The 20,834-nt window shown below is 34.8% G+C and carries 20 protein-coding genes, 3 tRNA genes and 1 pseudogene; 17 read left to right on the top strand and 7 right to left on the bottom strand.

The genetic code is table 11. The annotated features are described in order from the left end of the window. The 3 genes from PEDSA_RS12785 (at nucleotide 1) to PEDSA_RS12775 (ending at nucleotide 1,745) form a co-directional block, all read left to right on the top strand. A complete protein-coding gene (locus PEDSA_RS12785; protein WP_013633571.1) occupies nucleotides 1-384 on the top strand; it encodes a TraR/DksA family transcriptional regulator in 384 nt (127 codons plus the stop codon). Beyond that, nucleotides 384-986 carry a lipoprotein signal peptidase gene (locus PEDSA_RS12780; protein WP_013633570.1) on the top strand — a complete coding sequence of 201 codons (603 nt, stop codon included), beginning with the start codon at nucleotides 384-386 and terminating at the stop codon, nucleotides 984-986. The genes PEDSA_RS12785 and PEDSA_RS12780 overlap by 1 nt, the downstream gene beginning before the upstream one ends. Nucleotides 987-1,052: 66 nt before the next feature. Continuing rightward, nucleotides 1,053-1,745 (top strand): DUF2490 domain-containing protein, encoded by a 693-nt coding sequence (locus PEDSA_RS12775; protein ID WP_013633569.1) that lies wholly within the window; start codon nucleotides 1,053-1,055, stop codon nucleotides 1,743-1,745. A gap of 32 nt (nucleotides 1,746-1,777) precedes the next feature. Here the strand turns inward: PEDSA_RS12775 and PEDSA_RS12770 are convergent, their stop codons facing one another. Further along, the gene (locus PEDSA_RS12770) at nucleotides 1,778-2,104 is read right to left on the bottom strand and encodes a (2Fe-2S) ferredoxin domain-containing protein (RefSeq protein WP_013633568.1); all 327 of its coding nucleotides are present in this window, start codon (nucleotides 2,102-2,104) and stop codon (nucleotides 1,778-1,780) included. Between the two features lie 84 nt (nucleotides 2,105-2,188). Here PEDSA_RS12770 and PEDSA_RS12765 point away from each other — a divergent pair, with 84 nt between their 5' ends. After that, nucleotides 2,189-3,103, top strand: a complete 915-nt coding sequence (locus PEDSA_RS12765; RefSeq protein WP_013633567.1) for a TIGR01777 family oxidoreductase — start codon at nucleotides 2,189-2,191, stop codon at nucleotides 3,101-3,103. A gap of 130 nt (nucleotides 3,104-3,233) precedes the next feature. Then, nucleotides 3,234-3,306: transfer RNA gene (locus PEDSA_RS12760), tRNA-Lys, on the top strand. Nucleotides 3,307-3,411: 105 nt separating this feature from the next. Here PEDSA_RS12760 and PEDSA_RS12755 read toward each other — a convergent pair. Continuing rightward, the gene (locus PEDSA_RS12755) at nucleotides 3,412-4,158 is read right to left on the bottom strand and encodes a LytR/AlgR family response regulator transcription factor (protein ID WP_013633566.1); all 747 of its coding nucleotides are present in this window, start codon (nucleotides 4,156-4,158) and stop codon (nucleotides 3,412-3,414) included. A gap of 4 nt (nucleotides 4,159-4,162) precedes the next feature. After that, nucleotides 4,163-5,779, bottom strand: a complete 1,617-nt coding sequence (locus PEDSA_RS12750; protein ID WP_013633565.1) for a sensor histidine kinase — start codon at nucleotides 5,777-5,779, stop codon at nucleotides 4,163-4,165. Between the two features lie 276 nt (nucleotides 5,780-6,055). On the opposite strand from PEDSA_RS12750, the gene PEDSA_RS12745 reads away from it, so the two are divergent. The 7 genes and pseudogenes from PEDSA_RS12745 to PEDSA_RS12715 all read left to right on the top strand — a co-directional run bounded on the left by PEDSA_RS12745 (nucleotide 6,056) and on the right by PEDSA_RS12715 (nucleotide 10,136). Next, the gene (locus tag PEDSA_RS12745) at nucleotides 6,056-7,426 is read left to right on the top strand and encodes a glycoside hydrolase family 28 protein (RefSeq protein WP_013633564.1); all 1,371 of its coding nucleotides are present in this window, start codon (nucleotides 6,056-6,058) and stop codon (nucleotides 7,424-7,426) included. An 8-nt stretch (nucleotides 7,427-7,434) separates the two neighbouring features. Beyond that, nucleotides 7,435-8,160, top strand: a complete 726-nt coding sequence (gene recO / locus PEDSA_RS12740) for a DNA repair protein RecO (RefSeq protein WP_013633563.1) — start codon at nucleotides 7,435-7,437, stop codon at nucleotides 8,158-8,160. A 90-nt stretch (nucleotides 8,161-8,250) separates the two neighbouring features. Further along, nucleotides 8,251-8,328, top strand: a tRNA-Val gene (locus PEDSA_RS12735). 17 nt (nucleotides 8,329-8,345) lie between these two features. Beyond that, a tRNA-Val gene (locus PEDSA_RS12730) sits at nucleotides 8,346-8,420 on the top strand. 56 nt (nucleotides 8,421-8,476) lie between these two features. After that, a pseudogene (locus PEDSA_RS20585) lies at nucleotides 8,477-8,731 on the top strand (GIY-YIG nuclease family protein). Between the two features lie 123 nt (nucleotides 8,732-8,854). Beyond that, on the top strand, nucleotides 8,855-9,106 hold the full coding sequence (locus PEDSA_RS12720) for a GIY-YIG nuclease family protein (protein ID WP_013633562.1): 252 nt from the start codon (nucleotides 8,855-8,857) through the stop codon (nucleotides 9,104-9,106). 172 nt (nucleotides 9,107-9,278) lie between these two features. Next, nucleotides 9,279-10,136, top strand: a complete 858-nt coding sequence (locus tag PEDSA_RS12715; protein ID WP_013633561.1) for an OmpA/MotB family protein — start codon at nucleotides 9,279-9,281, stop codon at nucleotides 10,134-10,136. A gap of 949 nt (nucleotides 10,137-11,085) precedes the next feature. Here PEDSA_RS12715 and PEDSA_RS12705 read toward each other — a convergent pair. The 4 genes from PEDSA_RS12705 to hemW form a co-directional block, all read right to left on the bottom strand. Further along, nucleotides 11,086-12,330: a metallophosphoesterase gene (locus PEDSA_RS12705; RefSeq protein WP_013633559.1), complete on the bottom strand. Its 1,245-nt coding sequence runs from the start codon at nucleotides 12,328-12,330 to the stop codon at nucleotides 11,086-11,088. A gap of 91 nt (nucleotides 12,331-12,421) precedes the next feature. Continuing rightward, nucleotides 12,422-12,820 carry a response regulator gene (locus PEDSA_RS12700; RefSeq protein WP_013633558.1) on the bottom strand — a complete coding sequence of 133 codons (399 nt, stop codon included), beginning with the start codon at nucleotides 12,818-12,820 and terminating at the stop codon, nucleotides 12,422-12,424. A gap of 70 nt (nucleotides 12,821-12,890) precedes the next feature. Beyond that, a complete protein-coding gene (locus PEDSA_RS12695) occupies nucleotides 12,891-13,682 on the bottom strand; it encodes an SDR family oxidoreductase (protein ID WP_013633557.1) in 792 nt (263 codons plus the stop codon). Beyond that, entirely contained in the window at nucleotides 13,672-14,805 is a 1,134-nt protein-coding gene (hemW, locus tag PEDSA_RS12690) for a radical SAM family heme chaperone HemW (RefSeq protein WP_013633556.1), read from the bottom strand. The genes PEDSA_RS12695 and hemW overlap by 11 nt, the downstream gene beginning before the upstream one ends. Nucleotides 14,806-14,907: 102 nt before the next feature. Between hemW and PEDSA_RS12685 the strand changes: the two genes are divergently transcribed. The 5 genes from PEDSA_RS12685 (at nucleotide 14,908) to porL (ending at nucleotide 20,808) form a co-directional block, all read left to right on the top strand. Further along, the gene (locus PEDSA_RS12685) at nucleotides 14,908-16,560 is read left to right on the top strand and encodes a BamA/TamA family outer membrane protein (protein WP_013633555.1); all 1,653 of its coding nucleotides are present in this window, start codon (nucleotides 14,908-14,910) and stop codon (nucleotides 16,558-16,560) included. A 2-nt stretch (nucleotides 16,561-16,562) separates the two neighbouring features. Further along, nucleotides 16,563-17,528 carry a DUF4271 domain-containing protein gene (locus tag PEDSA_RS12680; protein WP_013633554.1) on the top strand — a complete coding sequence of 322 codons (966 nt, stop codon included), beginning with the start codon at nucleotides 16,563-16,565 and terminating at the stop codon, nucleotides 17,526-17,528. 11 nt (nucleotides 17,529-17,539) lie between these two features. Continuing rightward, the gene (locus tag PEDSA_RS12675; protein WP_013633553.1) at nucleotides 17,540-18,307 is read left to right on the top strand and encodes a uroporphyrinogen-III synthase; all 768 of its coding nucleotides are present in this window, start codon (nucleotides 17,540-17,542) and stop codon (nucleotides 18,305-18,307) included. Between the two features lie 299 nt (nucleotides 18,308-18,606). Next, on the top strand, nucleotides 18,607-19,962 hold the full coding sequence (gene porK / locus PEDSA_RS12670) for a T9SS ring complex lipoprotein PorK/GldK (RefSeq protein ID WP_013633552.1): 1,356 nt from the start codon (nucleotides 18,607-18,609) through the stop codon (nucleotides 19,960-19,962). A 39-nt stretch (nucleotides 19,963-20,001) separates the two neighbouring features. Further along, a complete protein-coding gene (porL, locus tag PEDSA_RS12665) occupies nucleotides 20,002-20,808 on the top strand; it encodes a type IX secretion system motor protein PorL/GldL (RefSeq protein WP_013633551.1) in 807 nt (268 codons plus the stop codon). Nucleotides 20,809-20,834: the final 26 nt, after the last annotated feature.

Below are 20,834 nucleotides of genomic sequence, written 5' to 3'. Positions count from 1 at the left end.
ATGGAAAATGTTGCTAAAAACCGTTACTCAGATGCAGAACTTCAAGAGTTCAAAGAATTAATCACCACTAAGTTGAATAGTGCTAAGGAAGAGTTAGCATTGTTAGCCAATTCATTAAGTAATCCTAATGCAAATGGTACAGATGATACGGCAGGAACTTTTAAAACATTGGAAGATGGTTCTGCAACATTAGAAAAAGAACAAATTAATCAGTTGGCAGCAAGGCAGAAAAAATTTATAGAGAATTTAGAAGCTGCACTGGTAAGAATAGAAAATAAAACATATGGCATTTGCCGCGAAACAGGTAAGCTTATTCAGAAAGAACGTTTAAGAGCTGTACCACATGCCACTTTAAGTATGGAAGCTAAATTAAAACAGAATTAATGAAAGGATATAATAAACCAATTATCCTTATTCTATTAGTATTAATTGCTGATCAAGTTCTTAAAACATGGATAAAAACCAATATGTTTATTGGTCAGGAGTTCCATATTATTAAGAATTTTTTTATTATTCACTTTACGGAGAATAATGGGATGGCATTTGGTATGGAGTTTGGCGGTGAAGCCGGAAAGTTAGCATTGTCTTTGTTTAGAATATTAGCTGTAGGGGGAATAGGTTATGGTTTGCATTACCTGATAAAGCATAAATATCACCGCGGTTTTATTTTAAGCGTAGCCTTGATTTTCGCGGGAGCGCTGGGGAATATCATAGACTCAGTTTTTTATGGCGTTATTTATGGATATGAAAAATTGTTCCATGGCAGAGTGGTAGACATGTTTTATTTTCCAATATTGAAAGGCAGCTTTCCCGACTGGTTTCCTATATGGTCAGGTGAGGAATTTATTTTTTTCAGGCCGGTTTTTAACATCGCAGATGCAGCTATCTCTATCGGCGTGTTTATAATACTCCTGAATCAAAAAACGTATTTTAAGGAAGAGATAAAAGAAGTACCATCGCCAAATAGCGAGGTTGTCGAAGATTAGAAATATAAAAAAGCCCTTCAAAATTTTGGAGGGCTTTTTTATATTTAAGGCTTACTTTACTGTGTTATGCCGTTTAAAATTTGTGTCTTATTGATTGTATTATTTTGTTCTCTAAAAGTTTATTCAAATCAAAATTCTGAGTTTTGTGGTTGGGGAGCAGTTTTTCATAGCCAGCGACTAAATGAGAAGCTGGGGTTACATTTAGATGTTCAAGCAAGAAGTGCAGATGAATTTGACTATCTGAAAAATATTCTGGTGAGGCCCGGTGTTACCTATTTTATTAACAAGGAAATGAATGTGACGCTTGGATATGCCTGGGTTAACAGTAAATTTAAGTCAGATCTTTTGGACGTTAACCTGACTGAGCAAAGAATTTGGGAGCAATTGATTTATCTGCAAAAAATAGGGGATGTAGGTTTGAACCATAGACTCCGGTTTGAACAGCGTTTTATTGAACAGGTTCAGGGTAATGTGTTTTCTCAGCGTTTACGTTATTTTGTAAGGACTTTATTGCCTTTTTCTAATCAGACGCCATTTACAGAAGGAATCTTTTTAGGGCTTCAGAACGAGCTTTTTTTTAATGTACAAAATAAAGTTAATGGGAGTTTTTTTGATCAAAACAGAGCCTATGTTTCTTTAGGTTATAGATTCAAACCTTCTTTTGATCTAGAAATGGGTTATATGAATCAGCGAATTAAACAAAGAACCGAAGGCCTGACTAATAATATTTTACAATTAGCAGCATATACCAGATTTTAATCAACAAAGGGGCTGCCCTTTGTTGATTTTTATTATTCTTCTGAAGGGAAGTCTAAAGCCAGTCTTTCCACTATTCTGTCGTTCATAATATGTTCTTTTACAATTTCATCAACATCTGATAGTTGTACTTTGCCATAAAATATACCTTCAGGGTATACAACAACACTAGGGCCAAGTTCACATGTTTCCAAACATCCCGCTCGTTGTGCTCTAACAGTTGCTAAAAGACCGTTATCTTTTACAGCTTTTTTGAACGCTGCAGTCAAAGCGAGCCCATGCTGCTCTCCACAACAAACTCTGGCGCCTTCGGGTCTTTGGTTGGTACAAACGAAGATATGTTTCTTATATTTCTGTCTCATGCTATTTATTTTTTGTCAAAATTACTATAAAGCTAAAACTATCCTAATTTGTAAACTTAAATCCCCAAAAATGGTTTAAGAGATATGATCAAAAAGATTTTAATTACCGGAGGCAGCGGATTTTTAGGAACGCATTTAACAAAAGAATTATTAGAAAGGGGATATCGTGTAAATCATTTGAGTAGGGGAGAGAGAAGACAGATATTAGGGGTGACTACTTATTTTTGGAATATAGAAACAGGTGAAATTGATGAAAGGTGTTTGGAAGGAGTTGAAATTATAATACATCTTGCCGGTGCAGGTATTGGAGATAAACGTTGGACAGATAAGAGAAAGCAGGAGATAATTAAGAGTAGAGTAGATTCAATCAATCTGATTTATCATTTAATGGATAAGATAAATCATCAGGTAGAGACAGTGATATCGGCATCGGCATCTGGTTATTATAGCGATAGGGGAGACGAAATGATGGAAGAGCCGGCGCTGCCTAAGAATGATTTTTTGGGTAACTGTTGTCATTTGTGGGAAAAGGCGGTGGATCGAGGTAAAGATTTTGATTTGAGGATAGTGAAGTTGAGGACAGGTATTATATTGGATAAGGAGAAAGGGGCTTTTCCTAAACTAGTTGTTCCTTTTAAACTGGGTGTAGGCGCTCCGCTTGGGAATGGACGGCAATGGATGTCCTGGATTCATATTAAAGACGCTGTAGGGGTTTATATGCATTTTATAGAAAATGATTTAGGAGGAGTATATAACATGAGTTCTCCTGAGCCTCATCGAAATAAAGCCTTTTCTTCTCTCCTTTCGAAAAAACTGCATAAATTTTTATGGGTTCCGGCTGTTCCTGGAATAGTTTTGAAGATCGCTTTAGGAGAAATGAGTACCATTTTATTAGGCAGTACAAAAATGTCGGTGGCTAAATTATTGGCTACGGGTTATCGATTTAAATACCCAACTTTAAATATGGCATTAGATAATCTACTCGATAAAAAGGTGTGATTTTTTTGCACTGATAAATAGATACTTAAATAAAACTTTGTTTTTTTGTTATCAAATCATTTGGAGCGAATAGGGCAAAGTATTACCTTTGCACAACTTTACTGAAAACAACAAGAGATCAATAAAGTAAGATTCCGTAGCTCAGCTGGTAGAGCATTACACTTTTAATGTAGTGGTCCTGGGTTCGAATCCCAGCGGGATCACAAGAAGCCTCTCAGAAATGTGAGGCTTCTTTATTTTAGATGTCTCACCTCTGAAAAAGTTGATAACAAATTCAACTTATTATGGGAAAATAGGATTTACTTTACTTAGATCTGTTGTAAGGCTTGTTTGACAGTGTCTTTATTGGGTTTAGAAATAGGGATTTTTTCTCCAGACATTAAAAGTAGGATACCACCATCTTCTTTTAACCAGCTTTTTACATATTTTGGATTTACTAAGTGACTTTGGTGAGTTCTTAAAAATCCATTGGGGCGCAATAAATCGGCATATTCTTTAAGGGGTTTAGAAACCAATATTTTTTCGTTGCCTGAAAGGTAGAAGTGGGTATAAGTATTGTCTGCTTCGCAACGTATAATTTCTGATAAAGTAACATACCTTATTTCGCTCTGCATCTGCAGGGCTATTTTACTAACGTTCGTTTCTGGCTTTTTTAATTGCTGTAGTAAAAAATCGAGCTGCGAAGATTGTATCTGTGATGCCAATTTATGCTCGGCTTTATTTACTGCATTCATTAGTTCCTCAATATCAACTGGTTTTAAAAGATAATCTAAGGCGGCAAATTTTACAGCTTGTATTCCATATTGGTCGTAAGCGGTAACAAAAATAACTTCGAAATTACGTTTGGGAAGCAGTTTTAGTACGTCAAAGCCTGTTTGTTCGCCCATTTGAATGTCCAGAAACACTAATTCAGGTAAATGTTTGTCAATAGCGTCTACCGCGTCACTTACATTTTGTGCTGTTGCAATTATTGATACCTGCGGACAGTGCTTTGTTAGCAGATTCCGCAGGTTTTCTAAGTTGGAAATTTCGTCGTCTATTAAAACTGCTCTCATCACACTATAGCCAATCGGTTAATGTTAAGTCTATTTCAGTGCCTTTAGTGCTTGATTGTATAGTCAAGTTAAAGCGATTTTTTTTATAAATACTATTTAATAATGCTATTCTACTGTCACTTAATTGCATTCCCAAGCCAATATTCCTTTTTTCTGTATCAAATCCATTTCCATTATCAGAAACAGTTAACATCAAATCATTTGCTTGCTTAATAAATGTGATTGTAATTTTTCCATCGGCAGCTTTTTGCGATATGCCGTGTTTCACCGCATTTTCTACAAAAGGTTGCAGCAGCATACTTGGTATTTCTATGTTATCTAAATCTAAGTTTTCGGAGTGATTAATTTCGTACTGAAAGCCGAACCGCAATTGCTCCATTTGTAAGTAATCGTCTAGTAGCTTTTTTTCCTGCGATAAACTAATCAGTTCTTTATCATCAAGTACGTTACGAGTTAACCGGGCAAATTTAGAAAGGTACTTATTGGCATTGTCTATTTCGTTTTTGTTCATTAAATTTTGAATGCCAGAGAGCGCATTAAACAGAAAGTGGGGGTTTAATTGGGAACGAATTGAATTAAGTTGGAGCTTTGCAATGTTTTTCTGCTGCTCTTTTTGTGCCAGTCTTTTTTTGTTTCTTTTTTTGATGATATAAATAATAGAAAGACAGGTTAACCCAATAGAAAGTGCTACGATAAGTGTATATATAAAAAGTTCTTTCTTAGTATAGTTCTCTTCATCTAATATTATGGAAAGCGTATGTCTGGTTATATGTTTTTCTATTTCTTTGGGTGAAGTGTCACAATTGAAACAGTTGTTCCATTTTATTAATGGCTGAATAATAATTTCATAATCCCCCGATTTTTTGAAAATACTTCTATCTATGTTGATATAAGGTACAAATTCATGTTTGTCGACTACACCGCCATATTGCCATGCAGTTGATTCGAAAATTATTTTATTGGTTTGCTTGTCTTTTATGGTGGTATAGTAGACATAGTCAATATCAGATTTGTCTTTATAAATAGTTAGTTCATCGTCTTTTTGAGTAAAAATGAGCTTTGTGCTATCCTTTAGAGCCATGATTCTGTTGTAGTCGACACCTTTTTCGGTTTTGAAACGTTTTGAAAATCCTAAAATTTTTGCTCTCGGGATAAGTTTACCATAAAAAACAGATTTGTCAATATCTATAGGTTTCTCGATGCTAAAGACTAATACTGTAATAACTTTATTTTTGATAGGAAAGGTACCGAGTGAAGTAGAACGAAATATCTCTTCGTCACCCCCTGCGTGAGTGTCTTTTAATTTTGCCTGGTTGATGGATTGATTTACTAAAATTGGCTTATCATCTACCAAAATGGTATACCGAAAATTCGGCACATTAATATTTCTCCGAAAATTAATTTGGATGCTAGCATTATTAGCATCAGGCAAATAATTAAAGGTGGTATTGGGTTGATTGGGGAATATATTGTGATAATAGACGTTTTTGGCCGCACTATCTACGCACATGAGCAGTTTTCCTCCCGCAGCATAATAGCGAGAAAAGTTGATGCCTTTTTGTGCATTTATTGTAGGTAGCCAAATAATAAGATATAGGAATATAAAGGTTATCTTTTTCATAATGTAAAGTTTAATTTTCATCAAACTTGTAGCAATAATAGCAAAACTAAAACCATAAAACAGTAAACACCGGCTTTGAAATAGTAGATGTGTTATTTTATAGAGTATTTGAATGCTGGGGTTAGCTTGTGATGTAGCTGAAATGAATACTAAGTATTTGATATTGAGTTTTGAAATGTGAAAAAGGGGCTAATCTTTATATTATAGTGGGATTAAATTGAATTAATTCACCATAATCAACTAATTTTATGATTTTATGAATTGAATAAGGAATCAATGGAAACAGGACTGAAACTTAAATTTGTTGTTGTATGTGCTTTATTTCTTAGCTCTTCGTGTAATTCTTTTCAGAAAAAAGAATTATCCAGAGAACAAAAAATGAATCAGATTTTAAAGACTATTATTCCACCAACGATTTCGAAAAATAAGTTGATCATAACAGATTTTGGCGCTGTAGGAGATTCTCTGTCAGATAGTAAACCTGCTTTTGATAAAGTGATTCAAATTTGTAAAGAACAAAATGGAGCTCGAATCATTGTCCCTCCTGGAGTGTATTTGCTGCGGGGACCTATTCATATGGTTGACAATATGTCTATAGATATACAAAAGGGGGCTAAATTAATTTTTAGTAATGAAGCTAAAGATTATCTTCCTACGGTTCTGACAAGTTGGGAAGGAACCTTTTTATATAATTATAGTCCTTTTATATATGCGTATCAGGTTAAAAATGTAGCTATTATCGGTGAAGGAACTATTGACGGGAATGCAAAGGACTCATTCAACTTATGGCATGGTAAACAAAAACAGAGTCAGGAATTGAGTCGGAAAATGAATCATGAGAATGTTCCTATAGAAAAAAGACAGTTTGGCGAAGGGCATTTTCTTAGACCTCAGTTTATCCAGTTTTTTGAGTGTAAGAATATACTGATAGAGGGAGTGACTATAACCAACTCTCCTTTTTGGTGTGTGCATTTTTTGAAGTCGGAAAATATTACTGCAAGGAAAGTGAAATTCGATGCATTTAATAAAAATAATGATGGTTTCGATCCTGAATATTCCAAGAATGTATTGATAGAAGATATAGACTTTAATAATGCTGATGATAACATCGCTATAAAGGCGGGAAGGGACTATGAAGGAAGAAGAATAGGTCTCACTTCAGAAAATATCATAATCCGTAATTGCAGATTTAAAGGATTACACGGTGTTGTAATTGGAAGTGAAATGTCTGCTGGAGTACAAAATGTCTTTGTAGAAAATTGTACATATGGCGGTTATTGTAAACGAGGTATATATTTAAAATCTAATCCCGACAGAGGAGGTTTTATCAGAGATATCTATATAAATAATGTAGTGTTTGGGGAGGTTGAAGATTGTTTTTTTGTTACTTCTTATTATCACGGAGAAGGAAATGGGTTTGAGACTGATATTCGAAATGTATTTGTAGATAATTTGACATGTCGAAGCGCTGCAAACGCTGGTTTGGTTATCCAGGGATATCCAACAAAAAAAGTGCGAGATATTCAATTTACTAATGTGAAAATAGATTCTTGTAAAACTGCTTTAAGCTTTACAAATGTTGAAAATATTGTGTTTAATGATGTCGTTATTGGAGAGGCGGTTAAGGTTCCTTCAAGTGCAAAATAACAGTAGAAATGCTTCATAAGACCAGGGGAATAGTCTTAAAGGTTACTGATTACTCGGAAAGTAGCGTGGTAGTAAAGATTTTTACCGAAAAATTCGGGGTACAATCTTATCTCATAAATGGGGTGAAGAAGCCAAAGGCTAAGGTTAAAATGAATATGCTACAAGCTTTGCATTTGTTGGATATGGTAGTTTATCATAAACCCATGGCTACAATGCATAAAGTTTCTGATGTAAGAAGTTCTCCTATTTTATCTTCTATACCTTATGATATTTCGAAAAGTGCGATAGCGATGTTCTTAAATGAAGTTATATATAAATCAATTAAAGAACAGGTGGATGACGCACTCTTATTTGAATTTATAAGTACTTCTATCGAACTTTTGGATCAGGAAGATGGAAGTGTTGCTAACTTTCATTTGGTGTTTTTAATGAAACTAACACGGTTTCTGGGCTTTCATCCTGATTTAAGCTTTGCCGATACCAGTTCTTATTTCGATCTTAAAGAGGGAGCTTTTGTTAGTTCCGAACCTCCACACGCTTTCTTTATCAAGGAATTTTTTTTAGAAAAATTTATAGAAATTATCCGCACACCCATACAGGATTATAAGAATGTTAAGCTAGATAATTTAACACGTAAGTATTTATTAGATAGTTTGATAGATTATTTTAGTTTGCATGTTGATAATTTTGGTGTGATTAAGTCGCAGGACGTATTGGAAGATGTACTAGGATAAAATGAAAAAAAATTTTGGAAATATGAAATAAGAAGTTACTTTTGCAATCCCAAACGGGGACAAAGACAAGTTCTTTAAAATAAAAAAGATGGAGGCTTAGCTCAGCTGGTTCAGAGCATCTGCCTTACAAGCAGAGGGTCACTGGTTCGAATCCAGTAGCCTCCACCATCTTTTAAAATTATTTAGGAGGCTTAGCTCAGCTGGTTCAGAGCATCTGCCTTACAAGCAGAGGGTCACTGGTTCGAATCCAGTAGCCTCCACATATAAAGCCTTGGATATTTCTAGGGCTTTTTTGTTATAAACCGATTTTCTTTTCATGTCAGTCTACATTGTTTATATCTTATATTCGTCCAGCTTGGATAAATATTATGTTGGGTATACAAGTGATCTGGAAGATAGGATTCGCTAGCACAACAGTAACCATCGGGGTTTTACGGGTAAAGGTAATCATGACTGGGAATTAAAGTGGCAAGAGATTTATGAGCTGAAGCGTGATGCGATAAAACGCGAAAAGCAGCTTAAGAACTGGAAAAGCCGTCAATTACTGGAACAGTTAATCGACGGGGTTTAGCTCAGCTGGTTCGGCGCATCCCGATTTTACATCGGGAGGGTCACTGGTTCGAATCCAGTAGCCTCCACATATAAAGCCTTGGATGTTTCTAGGGCTTTTTTGTTATAAACCGATTTTCTTTTCATGTCAGTCTACATTGTTTATATCTTGTATTCGTCCAGCTTGGATAAATATTATGTTGGGTATACAAGTGATCTGGAAGATAGGATTCGCAAGCACAACAGTAACCATCGGGGTTTTACGGGTAAAGGTAATCATGACTGGGAATTAAAGTGGCAAGAGTACGAGCTGAAGCGTGATGCGATGAAACGTGAAAAGCAGCCTAAGAACTGGAAAAGCCGTCAATTACTGGAACAGTTAATCGACGGGGTTTAGCTCAGCTGGTTCAGCGCATCCCGATTTTACATCGGGAGGGTCACTGGTTCGAATCCAGCAGCCTCCACATATAAAGCCTTGGATATTTCTAGGGCTTTTTTATTTCCGCTCGTTTAGCTTTAAAACATTATTTATTCTTGTACGTTGTAATTACTCACAAAAAGCGAATATTATGAAGACTTATCAATTAATGTTTGTGATTTTTATAATGGCTTTTTTGACGCAAAGTTGTGTAAGTAAAAAGCAGTATACCGAATTACAAACTAAATATGCGGATTTAGAAACCAGAGCGAGAGAACTTAATGGTAAATATCAGGAAAGTCAACAGGGCTTATCGGGCAGCAGTTCCAGGGTGAAAAGTTTAGAGGAACAAATTGCATCTGAGCGATCTAATAGAGAAGCTTTGCAAAGAGCACTGGACAAGTGTCTAAAATCAAGCAATCAAGGGAATGTGAATATATCTAAGCTGGTAGATGAAATAAATGCATCAAATAAATACATCCAGCATCTGGTTAACACAAAAAACAAAAGCGACTCATTAAATTTGGTGTTGACTAATAATCTTACCAGATCTTTGAGTCGGGAAGAATTGCGAGACGTTGATATTCAGGTTTTAAAAGGAGTGGTTTATATCTCATTGGCCGATAATATGCTATACAAATCGGGTAGTTATGAAATATCCGACAGGGCGGACCAAACTCTCAGTAAAATTGCGAAGATTATTAAGGACTATAAAAATTATGGTGTCTTGATTGAAGGTAACACAGATAATGTTCCTATTTCTCAAACAAATATCAGAAATAACTGGGATTTGAGTGTTTTAAGAGCTTCTTCTGTTGTGCAGTCACTACAAACGAAATACGGTGTTGATCCGAAGCGGTTGACGGCTGGTGGGAGAGGAGAATATAATCCGGTTGCACCTAACAGTACGGAAGAGGGAAAAAGCAAAAATAGGAGAACTCAAATTATCATAACACCAGAGCTTGATCAGTTTATGGAATTAATAGATCAGGCTCCTGAAAATAAATAGTTAAATAAGTTTATTTTGTACCAAGGCTATCCTGAAAAGGATAGCTTTTTTGTTTCTAAGGGAATAGTATTGCGAATAAGGCTATCAGTAGATATTGAAGTAGCATTGTCCCATCTAAATAGAGGAAGTAATAATATTCGTTTTTTTTCCAGTTAGATTTAAATATTAGCCAGCTTGCAAGAATTATTGTCAAGCCTAGAGCCATAAAATCTGTATCTATATTTTTGCTAAAAATAAAAAGCAATACGAGATAGAGGATGAGTAATATTTGGCAAAAAATGTAGGCTCCCTTTTCTCCGAGCGTGGTAGGTATGGTTTTTAAATCATTAAGTCTGTCCTGAAATAAATCTCTGATATCAAAGGGAACCGTTATAGCAGCCACAAATAGGAATCTTTTTATGGTTAAGATTAACGTGTCTGAAAGGGGGATAGCTATTAAATTATGGGAATTAATCTCGACTATTGGAAAGGTCACGCAGCTTACGGACCATACCAAAGCTATTAAAAACAATTTGATGCCAGGGATATTCCGAAGTCCAAATCTTTTTTCTCGAAGTTTGAATAATGGCAGTGAATATCCGATAGAAAGCAAGCCGACAAAGATTAATACTAATTTAGAAGAGTTACTTAAGAAAAAAAATATTGGTATTAACGCTAGAGCTGATATAATGGTTATAATAATACAGATTTGATAATGCCAGTAGAACCATCTTATCCTTCTAAATGGGGAGCGTTTATGTATGGCCTTTCTTTGTATTAATATACTGAAGTTATAAGTACAAAGTGTAGAGAAAAATAAAAAGCAAAGAACCGCGATATGTGGTGTTGCATCAAGCAGGTGATAAGTAACCAAAGCCTGAGCGACGGCACATATAGCTATGAATATATTGCTGAATATTAAGAAGTCTATACTTTTGCGGAGGTGATATGTCATTTGAATTTATTCGAGCTAAGAGCTCTTCAATTCAAATATCGTGATTTCAGGTAAAATACCAACTCTGCCAGGATAGCCTAAAAATCCATATCCTACATTTACGTATAATTGTTGGTTGTTCTGTTGATATAGTCCGTCCCATTCTTCATAAAGATATTGTACAGGACTCCATTTAAAACGTTCTGTTTCTATACCAAACTGCGAACCATGGGTATGCCCGGAAAACATGACGTCTATTTGTGGATATTCTTTTAATACCTGAAGTTTCCAATGAGATGGATCATGAGACAGAAGTAGTTTTATCGGTAAATCATCGGTGTTTTTTACCGCTTCTTTCATTTTACCGTATTTCGGGAAACGGCCTCCTCCCCAGTTTTCAATTCCTAAAATACCAATTTCTTCATTATTGATTTTAATCCTTCTGTTAGCATTGTTTAAAAGTTGCCAACCCATGTTTTTATGAGTTGTTTTAAGGTCTTCTAAATTTTTATTTCGGGCAGCGTCGTCTTTCCATTTTTCGTACATTCCGTAATCATGATTTCCTAGTACAGAAAATACACCTAAAGGAGCTTTTACTTTTGAAAAGATATCCTGATAATCCCGCATTTCAGAAGCTTTTCCGTTAACTAAGTCGCCCGTAAAGAAAGCTATATCAGGCTTTTCATTTAACAGCATTTCAACACCGCCTAATACTGCTCTTTTGTTGTAAAAGCTTCCAGAATGGATATCAGATATCTGTGCAATCTTCATCCCATTAAAAGATGAAGGTAAATTAGGAAGGATTAGTGTTTGTTTTTTTACTCTGTAGTCGTATGCGCCATATGCAATTCCCCAGGTTAATGTGGAAAATGGTACGGCAGCTATAGCCATGCCCGATTTTACTAAAAATTCCGACCGGGAAATAGTATTATCTTTAGAGGAGACTTCTTCCTTTTCGGTGTTATTTTTCTTATTGACTACCTTTTTAATTACCCTCCTTATATCATCGATTAACAAAAGAGGAACAAAACATAGTTTTGATACAAAAGTTATAAAAAAAGAAACGAGAATGATTGCTCTTAACCAGAGGAAAATGTTGAAGAATATGCTTATAAAAACTCCTATTATTAATAATATGCTATAAATCCACCAAATTCGTGTGAAATTTTCCTTTTTTTTATTACTCCATTTAGGATAAATAGACAATATCGCTTTGTAGATGTATAAATCAAAAGCCAGAAGAAGAATGGATAGTAATGCCAGTGAAAATATCTTTCCCATCTTAAATAAAAAACGCGCTTATATAACACGTAAAGTTAAGACTTGAGATTTTATTAAATGGTTGATTTGGTGTCATTTTACCATGACACCATTATATTGTAAATATTTCTATCAGCGTATCAAGATCTATAGGTTTGATAATATACTTCTCAATTTCCTTTAGTTTATCTGCTCGGTCTATGTCTTCCGGATCAATAGAAGAGCTAACCATATAGATTTTTGTGTGTGTTTTTAAATCATTTTCGAAATTTCTGAAATGTTCAATAAACTCCCATCCCGTCATGATTGGCATGTTTATATCCAGCAAAATAATTTCAGGAAATGCCTGATTTGCATTTCTTAATTCTTCCAGCTTTTGTAAGGCTTCATATCCATTGCTAAATGAATGTAAATCCTCGCAAAGCTTTTTTATCTGAATGAGTTTTTTTATTCCAAAAATATAAATGTCGTCATCATCAATTATGAACGCGCTCTCTATTTTAGTTCTCATTTAAAGGGATACGGCAAATAAGTTTTTAGATTTTAAGCCATTAAATATAGAAATTTTATTTAAAACAAATTTAAATAACGTTTCTTTTCCTAATCATTTTTGAAAAATATGCAGGAAAGAATCTTTTAATTATTACTCCCCATTTCTCTTTTCCGGCTATTATTACTTCTTCTTTTTTGCCGGTAGCGGACAAAATACGTAGTGCGCACTCTTTGGCGGGAATGCCATGTAGCTGAAATTCATCGGCCTTTTCATATTTCTCGCCATTTGCTGTTAGAGAATTTTTTGTAATATCTGTGTTGATGAATCCAGGGCAGATAATTGAGATATCAATTCCTTTATTATAAACTTCACATCTTAAAGAGTCAAAATAACCATGTAAAGCATGCTTTGATGCGGCATAGGATGTTCTGTATTGCGTACCGAATTTTCCCATTAATGAACTGATGACAACAATATTCCCACCGCCATTTTTAATCATTTTAGGAATGATGTTTTTACTTAAAATCACCGTTCCCCAATAATTGGTGTCAAATATTTGCTGTTCGACCTTTAGATGGGTTTCTAACCCTAAAGAACGTTGACTGATTCCGCCAGAATTTATTAAAACATCTATATAGCCATAAATTCGCCAGGCTTCTTCGCTTTTTTGCGCCAGATTCTCTTTGTCGGTAAGATCAAGAGGAAGGATATGGGTATTGATAGGATCGGTTTTTAAATCCTGTTTTAATTGATAGAGCTTTTCCCTTTTTCTTGAAGAAAGAATCAGTTTGGCTCCTTGCTTTTTTAGTTCGATTGCGAGTTCTTTTCCGATTCCGGAAGATGCGCCAGTGATCCAAACAACTTTGTTCTTAAAATCCATCTTCTATAAATAATTCGGCAGCGATATGGTCTGCGTATAACTTGCCTTTTGTGGTTAAAATTATGTGATTATCTTTTTCCTCTATCCAATCTTTTTCAAAAAACTGGTTCATATTTTTAGAGATTTCCGCTTTAAAAACGGGGAAATCGGAGTTTATCTTATTAAGATCTAATCCCCACATGGTTCTTAATGCGGTCATTATATATTCATTGACACGGTCTTTGGGACTTAAAAACTCTTTTTCTGCGGGAATATTGTCTTTTCCTAACGATTGCATATATAATGCATTATTAGCAATATTCCATTGACGGTCTTTTCCATCAAATGAATGGGCTGAAGGACCAATTCCGAGGTACTTTACCCCTCTCCAGTAGTTAGTATTGTGAACAGAGTACTTGTTGCCTTTTGCAAAATTAGATATTTCATAATGTTCAAATCCATTTTCCTGAAGTTTGGCAGATAAATGAAGGAATTGTTCTGCACTTTTGGTGTCATCCATGTTTTTGTCTATTCCTTTTTTGATAAATGAAGCTAAAGCAGTTTTCGGTTCAACTGTCATAGAATAACACGATACGTGAGGAATATCCATAGCCAATACCTGATTGATGTTGAGGTCCCATTTTTCTTTAGTTAAAAGAGGGTATCCATAAATCAGATCTACAGTTAAATTTTCAAAACCTGCATCCTGGGAAGCTTTTATTGCAAATTCAGCTTCTTTTGCCTGGTGCGCTCTGTTCATCCATTTTAAGTCCTCGTTAAAGAAAGACTGAATTCCTATGCTGAATCTATTAACTGGAGTGTGCTTGAGCGCGGCGATTTTTTGTGAGGAAAGATCATCGGGGTTGGTTTCTAGTGTTACTTCTACCAATTCGTCGGCAATATAATAGCGCTGGATCTGTTCTGTTATTTTATTAATCTCGTCACTAGTCAATAAAGATGGGGTACCACCTCCAAAATAAATAGTTTCTATCTTTTCATTCTGCAAGAAATTCTTTTGTAGTAGAATTTCCCGATTTATTGCTTTCAGCATATCATCTTTATATTTTAACGATGTGCTAAAATGAAAATCGCAGTAATGACAAGCTTGTTTACAAAATGGAATATGGATATAAATTCCGGCCATAAAGCAAAGTTAATCAAATAGTGTCTATCGCATTCTATTGTTCTGATTTTATCTTTTAAAGTATATTTTTACAGGATGTTTAGGTTGTCTCTTCTATTTTTTATGTGTTTGTTTATTTCTGTTTCTTATGGACAGTTGCAGACACAAAACTGGCGTGTTGAGATAAAGGGAGTGCCTAAAGATTTTTCTAATCAGCCTAAGTCTGTTTATGAAGATTCATTGAAAGTAGAAAAGGCCATTGTTGATTTGTTACAAAAATTACATGATCAAGGCTTTTTTTATGCGGAAATTGTGCAACGTGAATGGCAGGACAGACAGCTAAGTGTTACCTTTTTCACAGGAGATCAATTCAAATTATTATATCTTAAAAATGGTAATATCGCCCCACTGGTTTTAAGTGATATCAGCTTTAAAGAAAAATATTATTTAGATCAGTATTTAAATCTCAGAAGCTTATCGGAACTGAAACGGAAACTGTTAGACTGGTATGAGAACCATGGTTTTCCTTTTGCTGAAGTTTGGTTAGATAGCTTTCAGTTTAAAAATAATGCATTGTCGGCGAGTATTTTTAGTTCTCCGGGAGATCGATTTTTTATAGATTCCGTTAGGATTATTGGTTCTTTGAAAATTTCTGATTCATTTCTTCCAACACATCTGGGATTGAGAATTGGGGGGGATTATCAGGAAAATAAAATCCGGATGATAGACAAGCGATTAAGAGAATTGCCTTTTGTTAAAGTACAAAAGTTTCCTGAGATTGAATTTATTGCTGATAGGTCGAGACTAAATTTATTTTTAGATAAACAAGATGCTAATCAATTCGACGGTTTAATAGGATTTCTTCCAAATCAAGCGACAGGTAAATTACAAATTACGGGGGATTTTAAGTTAAGATTACAAAACGCGTTAAAACAAGGCGAAGTATTGAGTTTTAATTATAGAGGACTGCCACAACAATCTCAGGAATTAGATTTTGGATTTAAATATCCTTACCTTTTTAAATCCCGTTTAGGCATAAAAACTGATATACTTTTTTATAAACAAGATACTAATTACTTGAACTTAAATACCAAACTTGCATTTGTATTTAATTATAGTAGTAATAAGTCTTTAGGTTTTCATGTCGAGAACTATACCGGCAACGCAATTTCTTCGTTTAATGAGTCCAACAATAATATTAATGATATACATATACTTTTTTATGGTCTAGATTTCGATTTAAACTCTCTTGATAATCTCTTTGTCCCAAAAAAAGGATACAATCTGGTGATGTCACTTTCTGCAGGAAATAGAAAAATAAAAGACGAACAAACCAGTCAGTTTAAAATAAAGGCTGATTTAAGTTATTATTTCAAGTTATCTAAGGTTTCCGCAATATATCTTCATAATCTATCCTCCTTATTAACAGGGAAAGATTTTTATGAAAATGAGGTTTTTAGATTGGGGGGATTGAAAACATTAAGAGGATTTGACGAACAGCAGTTTTTTGCAAGTTCGTTTATGGTACAAACTCTTGAATATAGAATCTTTATAGAAGAAAATTCATTTTTAAACGTTTTTTACGATCAGGCAATAATGAAACAAATTTCTAAGAAGCAAACCGAATTGAATTATCCATTTAGTTTTGGCGCAGGATTTACTTTCCTGACAAAAATTGGTAGTCTTTCTTTAAACTATGCTTTAGGAAAACAAAGAAATATTCCGTTAGATTTGCAGAAAGGCAAAATACATTTTGGTATCGTTAGCTATTTTTAAATATGATCTTTAGGAGATTTTTGTTTTTCTTGTTTGTATTGGGAACTTTTTTGCAGGGCTATGCGCAAACAGATTCTCTAACCGCTCCAAAAGATACCGTTGCCCAGTATCGAAGAAGTTATACTTATGTTAGATTAGATTCTGCACAATTGGCACAAGCCAAACATGTTCGGGACTCCTTAACCTGGATGTTTGTAGCACCAGATCCAAAACGGGAGAATTTATTTGTAAAGGAGATGCTGGAGAAGCACATTGTTCACGATCATACTTTTTTACATCAGGGACCAAAACAAATAAAAAAAGAGGAGTATAAAGAAGGTAAATTGGTTGTGAAATATCCGACCTGGGAAATTTTGGTGTTAATCTTTCTTATCATTTGTTTTGCAATTCTAAGACTCGTTTTTGGAAAGAAGATGTCATTAATTTTTCAAGCTTTTTATGACGACAGGACGTTTTCGCAAATTAATAAGGAAGAGAATATTCTAAGTTCATGGTACTTTTTGTTTTCGTATGTATTGTATTCCTTTTTTATAGGTCTTTTTGCATACGTTGCTTTAGATCGATATGGAGTTCCTTCTGATTTAAAAGGATTTAACCTTTTTCTTTTTGTATCTGTTTTTTTTGGCCTGGCTTTGGCAATAAAGATTTTAGGTTTGAGACTTCTGGGGCATTTCTTCAATGTACAGAAGATAACGAGAGAATATGTAAATAGCATTTACCTGTCTTTTTTTAACGCTTCTTTATTATTTATACCTCTTGTTATATTTTTTACGTTAAGTGTGAATAGTAATATTTGGTTTTTATGGGGTGGAATAGCTTTTTTATGCCTTAGTTTTGTTCTTCAACTGTTTAGAGTAGGGATAAATATATTGTCTCGATATAAACTTTCGAAATTTTATTTATTTCTGTACCTTTGCACCTTTGAATTATGTCCTATCATAATACTAATAAAAGCTCTTAATATATAAAAAATATATTTATGCAATCTCAGGTGGAAGATAGAAAGACTAAAGTAAAAAGCATTTTGGTTACTTTACCAGAACCGGAAAGTAAAAAATCACCTTATTATGATTTAGCCGCGTCAATGAATTTGAAAATTGATTTCAGATCTTTTATTCACGTGGAAGGTGTGCCCGCGAAAGACGTTAGAAAAGACAAGATAAACTTACCAGACTTTACTGCCGTAATTTTAACAAGCAAAAATGCAGCTGATCATTTTTTTCGAGTTTGCGAAGAAATGAGGTATGAAGTTCCTGCGGATATGAAGTATTTCTGTATTTCGGAATCTATTGCATTGTATTTGCAAAAATACATTCAATACCGAAAAAGAAAGATTTTTTTCGGTAAACAAACCGCTAAGGATTTAGCGGATGTATTGAAAAAACACAGCGGTGAAAAATTCCTTTATCCTTGTTCTGATGTAGCTGCAGAGGCGACAGAAGTGTTTTTAAGAAATCAGGGTATTGATTTTACGCCTGCGGTATTATTCAGAACGGTGGTGTCTGATTTATCCGATTTAGCTGATGTTTTTTATGATATCATAGTTTTCTTCAGCCCGTCAAGCGTTCAGTCTTTATTTACAAACTTCCCGGATTTTAAACAGAATAAAACCCGAATAGCTGCTTTTGGAAATACTACCCGACAAGCAATTTTAGATGCCGGATTGATTTTGGATATACCTGCGCCAACGCCAGAAGCGCCGTCTATGACTATGGCTATAGAGCAATACATTAAGTCGATAAAATAATAAACTAAATAAATTATATAACCGCGGTCTTTACCGCGGTTTTTTTTTGAAACCTAAAAAGGGGTGTTCTCGTATTACGGTTTATATAAACATTTGAAAATACCCTATATTTGGTATTGATAAAATGAAATTGAGATTATATTTTTAAACGTTTTTTTAGTAATTGCGAACAGACTTGATTTTTGCATCAGATCGTTTTTTAGGTTTTCACGAAATTATTGTTTAAAATTACCTCAAAGTTAATGTGTAATAGCTAATTTAGCGCGCGTCAAAAAGACAGAAAATTGTAACAGAAAAAAATGAAGATTATATACTCATCAGTACTATTAATATCATTAGGATTGTTGGTAGGTTGTGGGGGAGGAACAACTGGTGGACGAGGAGAGTTGACCGGAGTTAAATCTCAAAAAGCAGTTAGACAGGAGGTACCTTACGGAATGGTTTATATTCCTGCAGGAACTTTTGTTATGGGGCAGGTTGACCAGGATGTCACCATATCTCAATTCCCACAAAATAAACAAGTTACTATTTCGGCTTTCTACATGGACGAAACTGAAATCACTAATAGTGAGTATAAGCAGTTTGTACATTGGGTTAGAGACTCTATCGCAGTAAAAAGACTGGGAAACGGAGCTGATAAGTATATGTTAAAACCCAAAGGTAAAGATGCCAATACAGGGGCTACTTTTATAGATTGGAAAAAAGTTCAGTCAGGTAAAGGGATTTGGGGAGATAAAGCTCTAGTAGAAGAGCTTAATAAAAATATGTATTATCAGGATAACGAACGTTTCTTTGGTAAAAAGGAATTGAATGTTGAGCAGTTGAAATATGATTATGAATGGATAGATTATAGAAAAGCTGCGGATATGAGAGGTGCTCGTGATCCAAATAGAAATAAAAATGGTTTGGGAGTAACCAGGGACCAATTTATAGTAAAGGAAGAAGTTTATGTTTATCCCGATACTTTAGTTTGGATATCTGATTTTACGTATGCCCAGAATGACCCAATGACAAAAGGATATTTTTCACATCCTTCTTTTGCTAATTATCCTGTGGTTGGAGTAAGCTGGAAACAAGCAAAAGCATTTACCGTTTGGAGATCCCGCTTGAACGAAGCTTATAAGACTTCAAGAAATCTTCCTTCCAGGCTGGATTATGATCTACCTACTGAAGCTCAATTTGAATATGCCGCCAGAGGAGGAAGAGTTGGTACAACTTATCCTTGGGGAGGGCCATATATCAGAAATGCGAAAGGATGTTTATTGGCGAACTTTAAACCTGGTAGAGGAAATTATATAGATGATGGTGGAGCATTTACAGTTTACGCGAAATCCTATTTCCCTAATGATTACGGGCTTTACAATATGGCTGGAAACGTTGCAGAATGGACCAGTTCAATATATAATCCAACCGCAACAGCTTATATAAATACGCTGAACCCTTCTTATGATAAAGCTGTTAAAGAAGGCGACCCGGATTATGATAAAAGAAGGGTGGTTAAAGGAGGATCATGGAAAGATATAGGATATTTTCTGCAAAATTCTGCAAAATCTTATGAGTATCCTGACTCGGCCCGTTCTTCAATTGGTTTTAGATGTGTTACTCCTTTCGTTGGAAGGGACATCAAAGATAAACCAAGTCGCATGAAACCTTAACTAAACAAAAAAATAAAAACTAAAATCTTGGCGTAAATTATGGCTGGAAAGAAAAAATTTAAAGTGACCATGGATGCGATTGTATCTTGGGGTGCTACTGTGGTAATTATTGGAGCGTTGTTTAAAATTATGCACTGGCCAGGTGGGGGTATGGTTATATCTGCGGGTCTTTTAGTAGAGGCATTGCTGTTTTTTTTGATGGGATTTCAGCCGCCTCATAAAGATCCAAAATGGGAGAAAGTTTATCCTCAATTATCAGACGACTTTGCAGGTGATTTACCGGATATGCATAAAGCAGTAAAACTTAATGAATTAGAGATTAAAGGAAATGTTGGCGGAGGAGCTGCTTTTCCAGACTTAAAAATCGGAGACGATTTTGCTGCTAAAGTAAGAGAAGGGCTGGATAACTTCAGTTCTAAAATTGCGGCTATTTCTAATGCGGCAGATGCTTCAGTAGCAACAGCGGATTTTGCAAACAAAATATCTTCCGCTTCTTCAAAAGTAGAAGGTTTAGGTCAAGCAGCAGAAAAAGCGAGTGCAGGAGTGCTAGAAGTGGCTCAGGCATCGCAGGCTTCCAAAGAATACTATACACAGGTTACTAACTTGGGTAAGAATATATCTGCCTTAAATGCAGTTTATGAATTAGAATTACAAGATTCTAACGCACATTTGAAAGCTATGAATAAGTTTTATCAAAACTTATCTGAAACAATGCAGAATTTTAACGAGTCTTTAGACGATTCTAAGCAGTTTAAAGAGGAGGTTGGGAAATTATCTAAAAACCTTGCTAGCTTAAATGCGGTTTACGGTAATATGCTTTCAGCAATGAACCAACCACGCGCGTAGTTTTTTAATTCTTTATTTGTTAAACT

It is taken from the genome of Pseudopedobacter saltans DSM 12145 (genome assembly GCF_000190735.1).
Classification (GTDB): domain Bacteria; phylum Bacteroidota; class Bacteroidia; order Sphingobacteriales; family Sphingobacteriaceae; genus Pseudopedobacter; species Pseudopedobacter saltans.
Note: the sequence above shows the minus strand (reverse complement) of the source record. Positions and strands in the feature narration are given on the sequence as shown.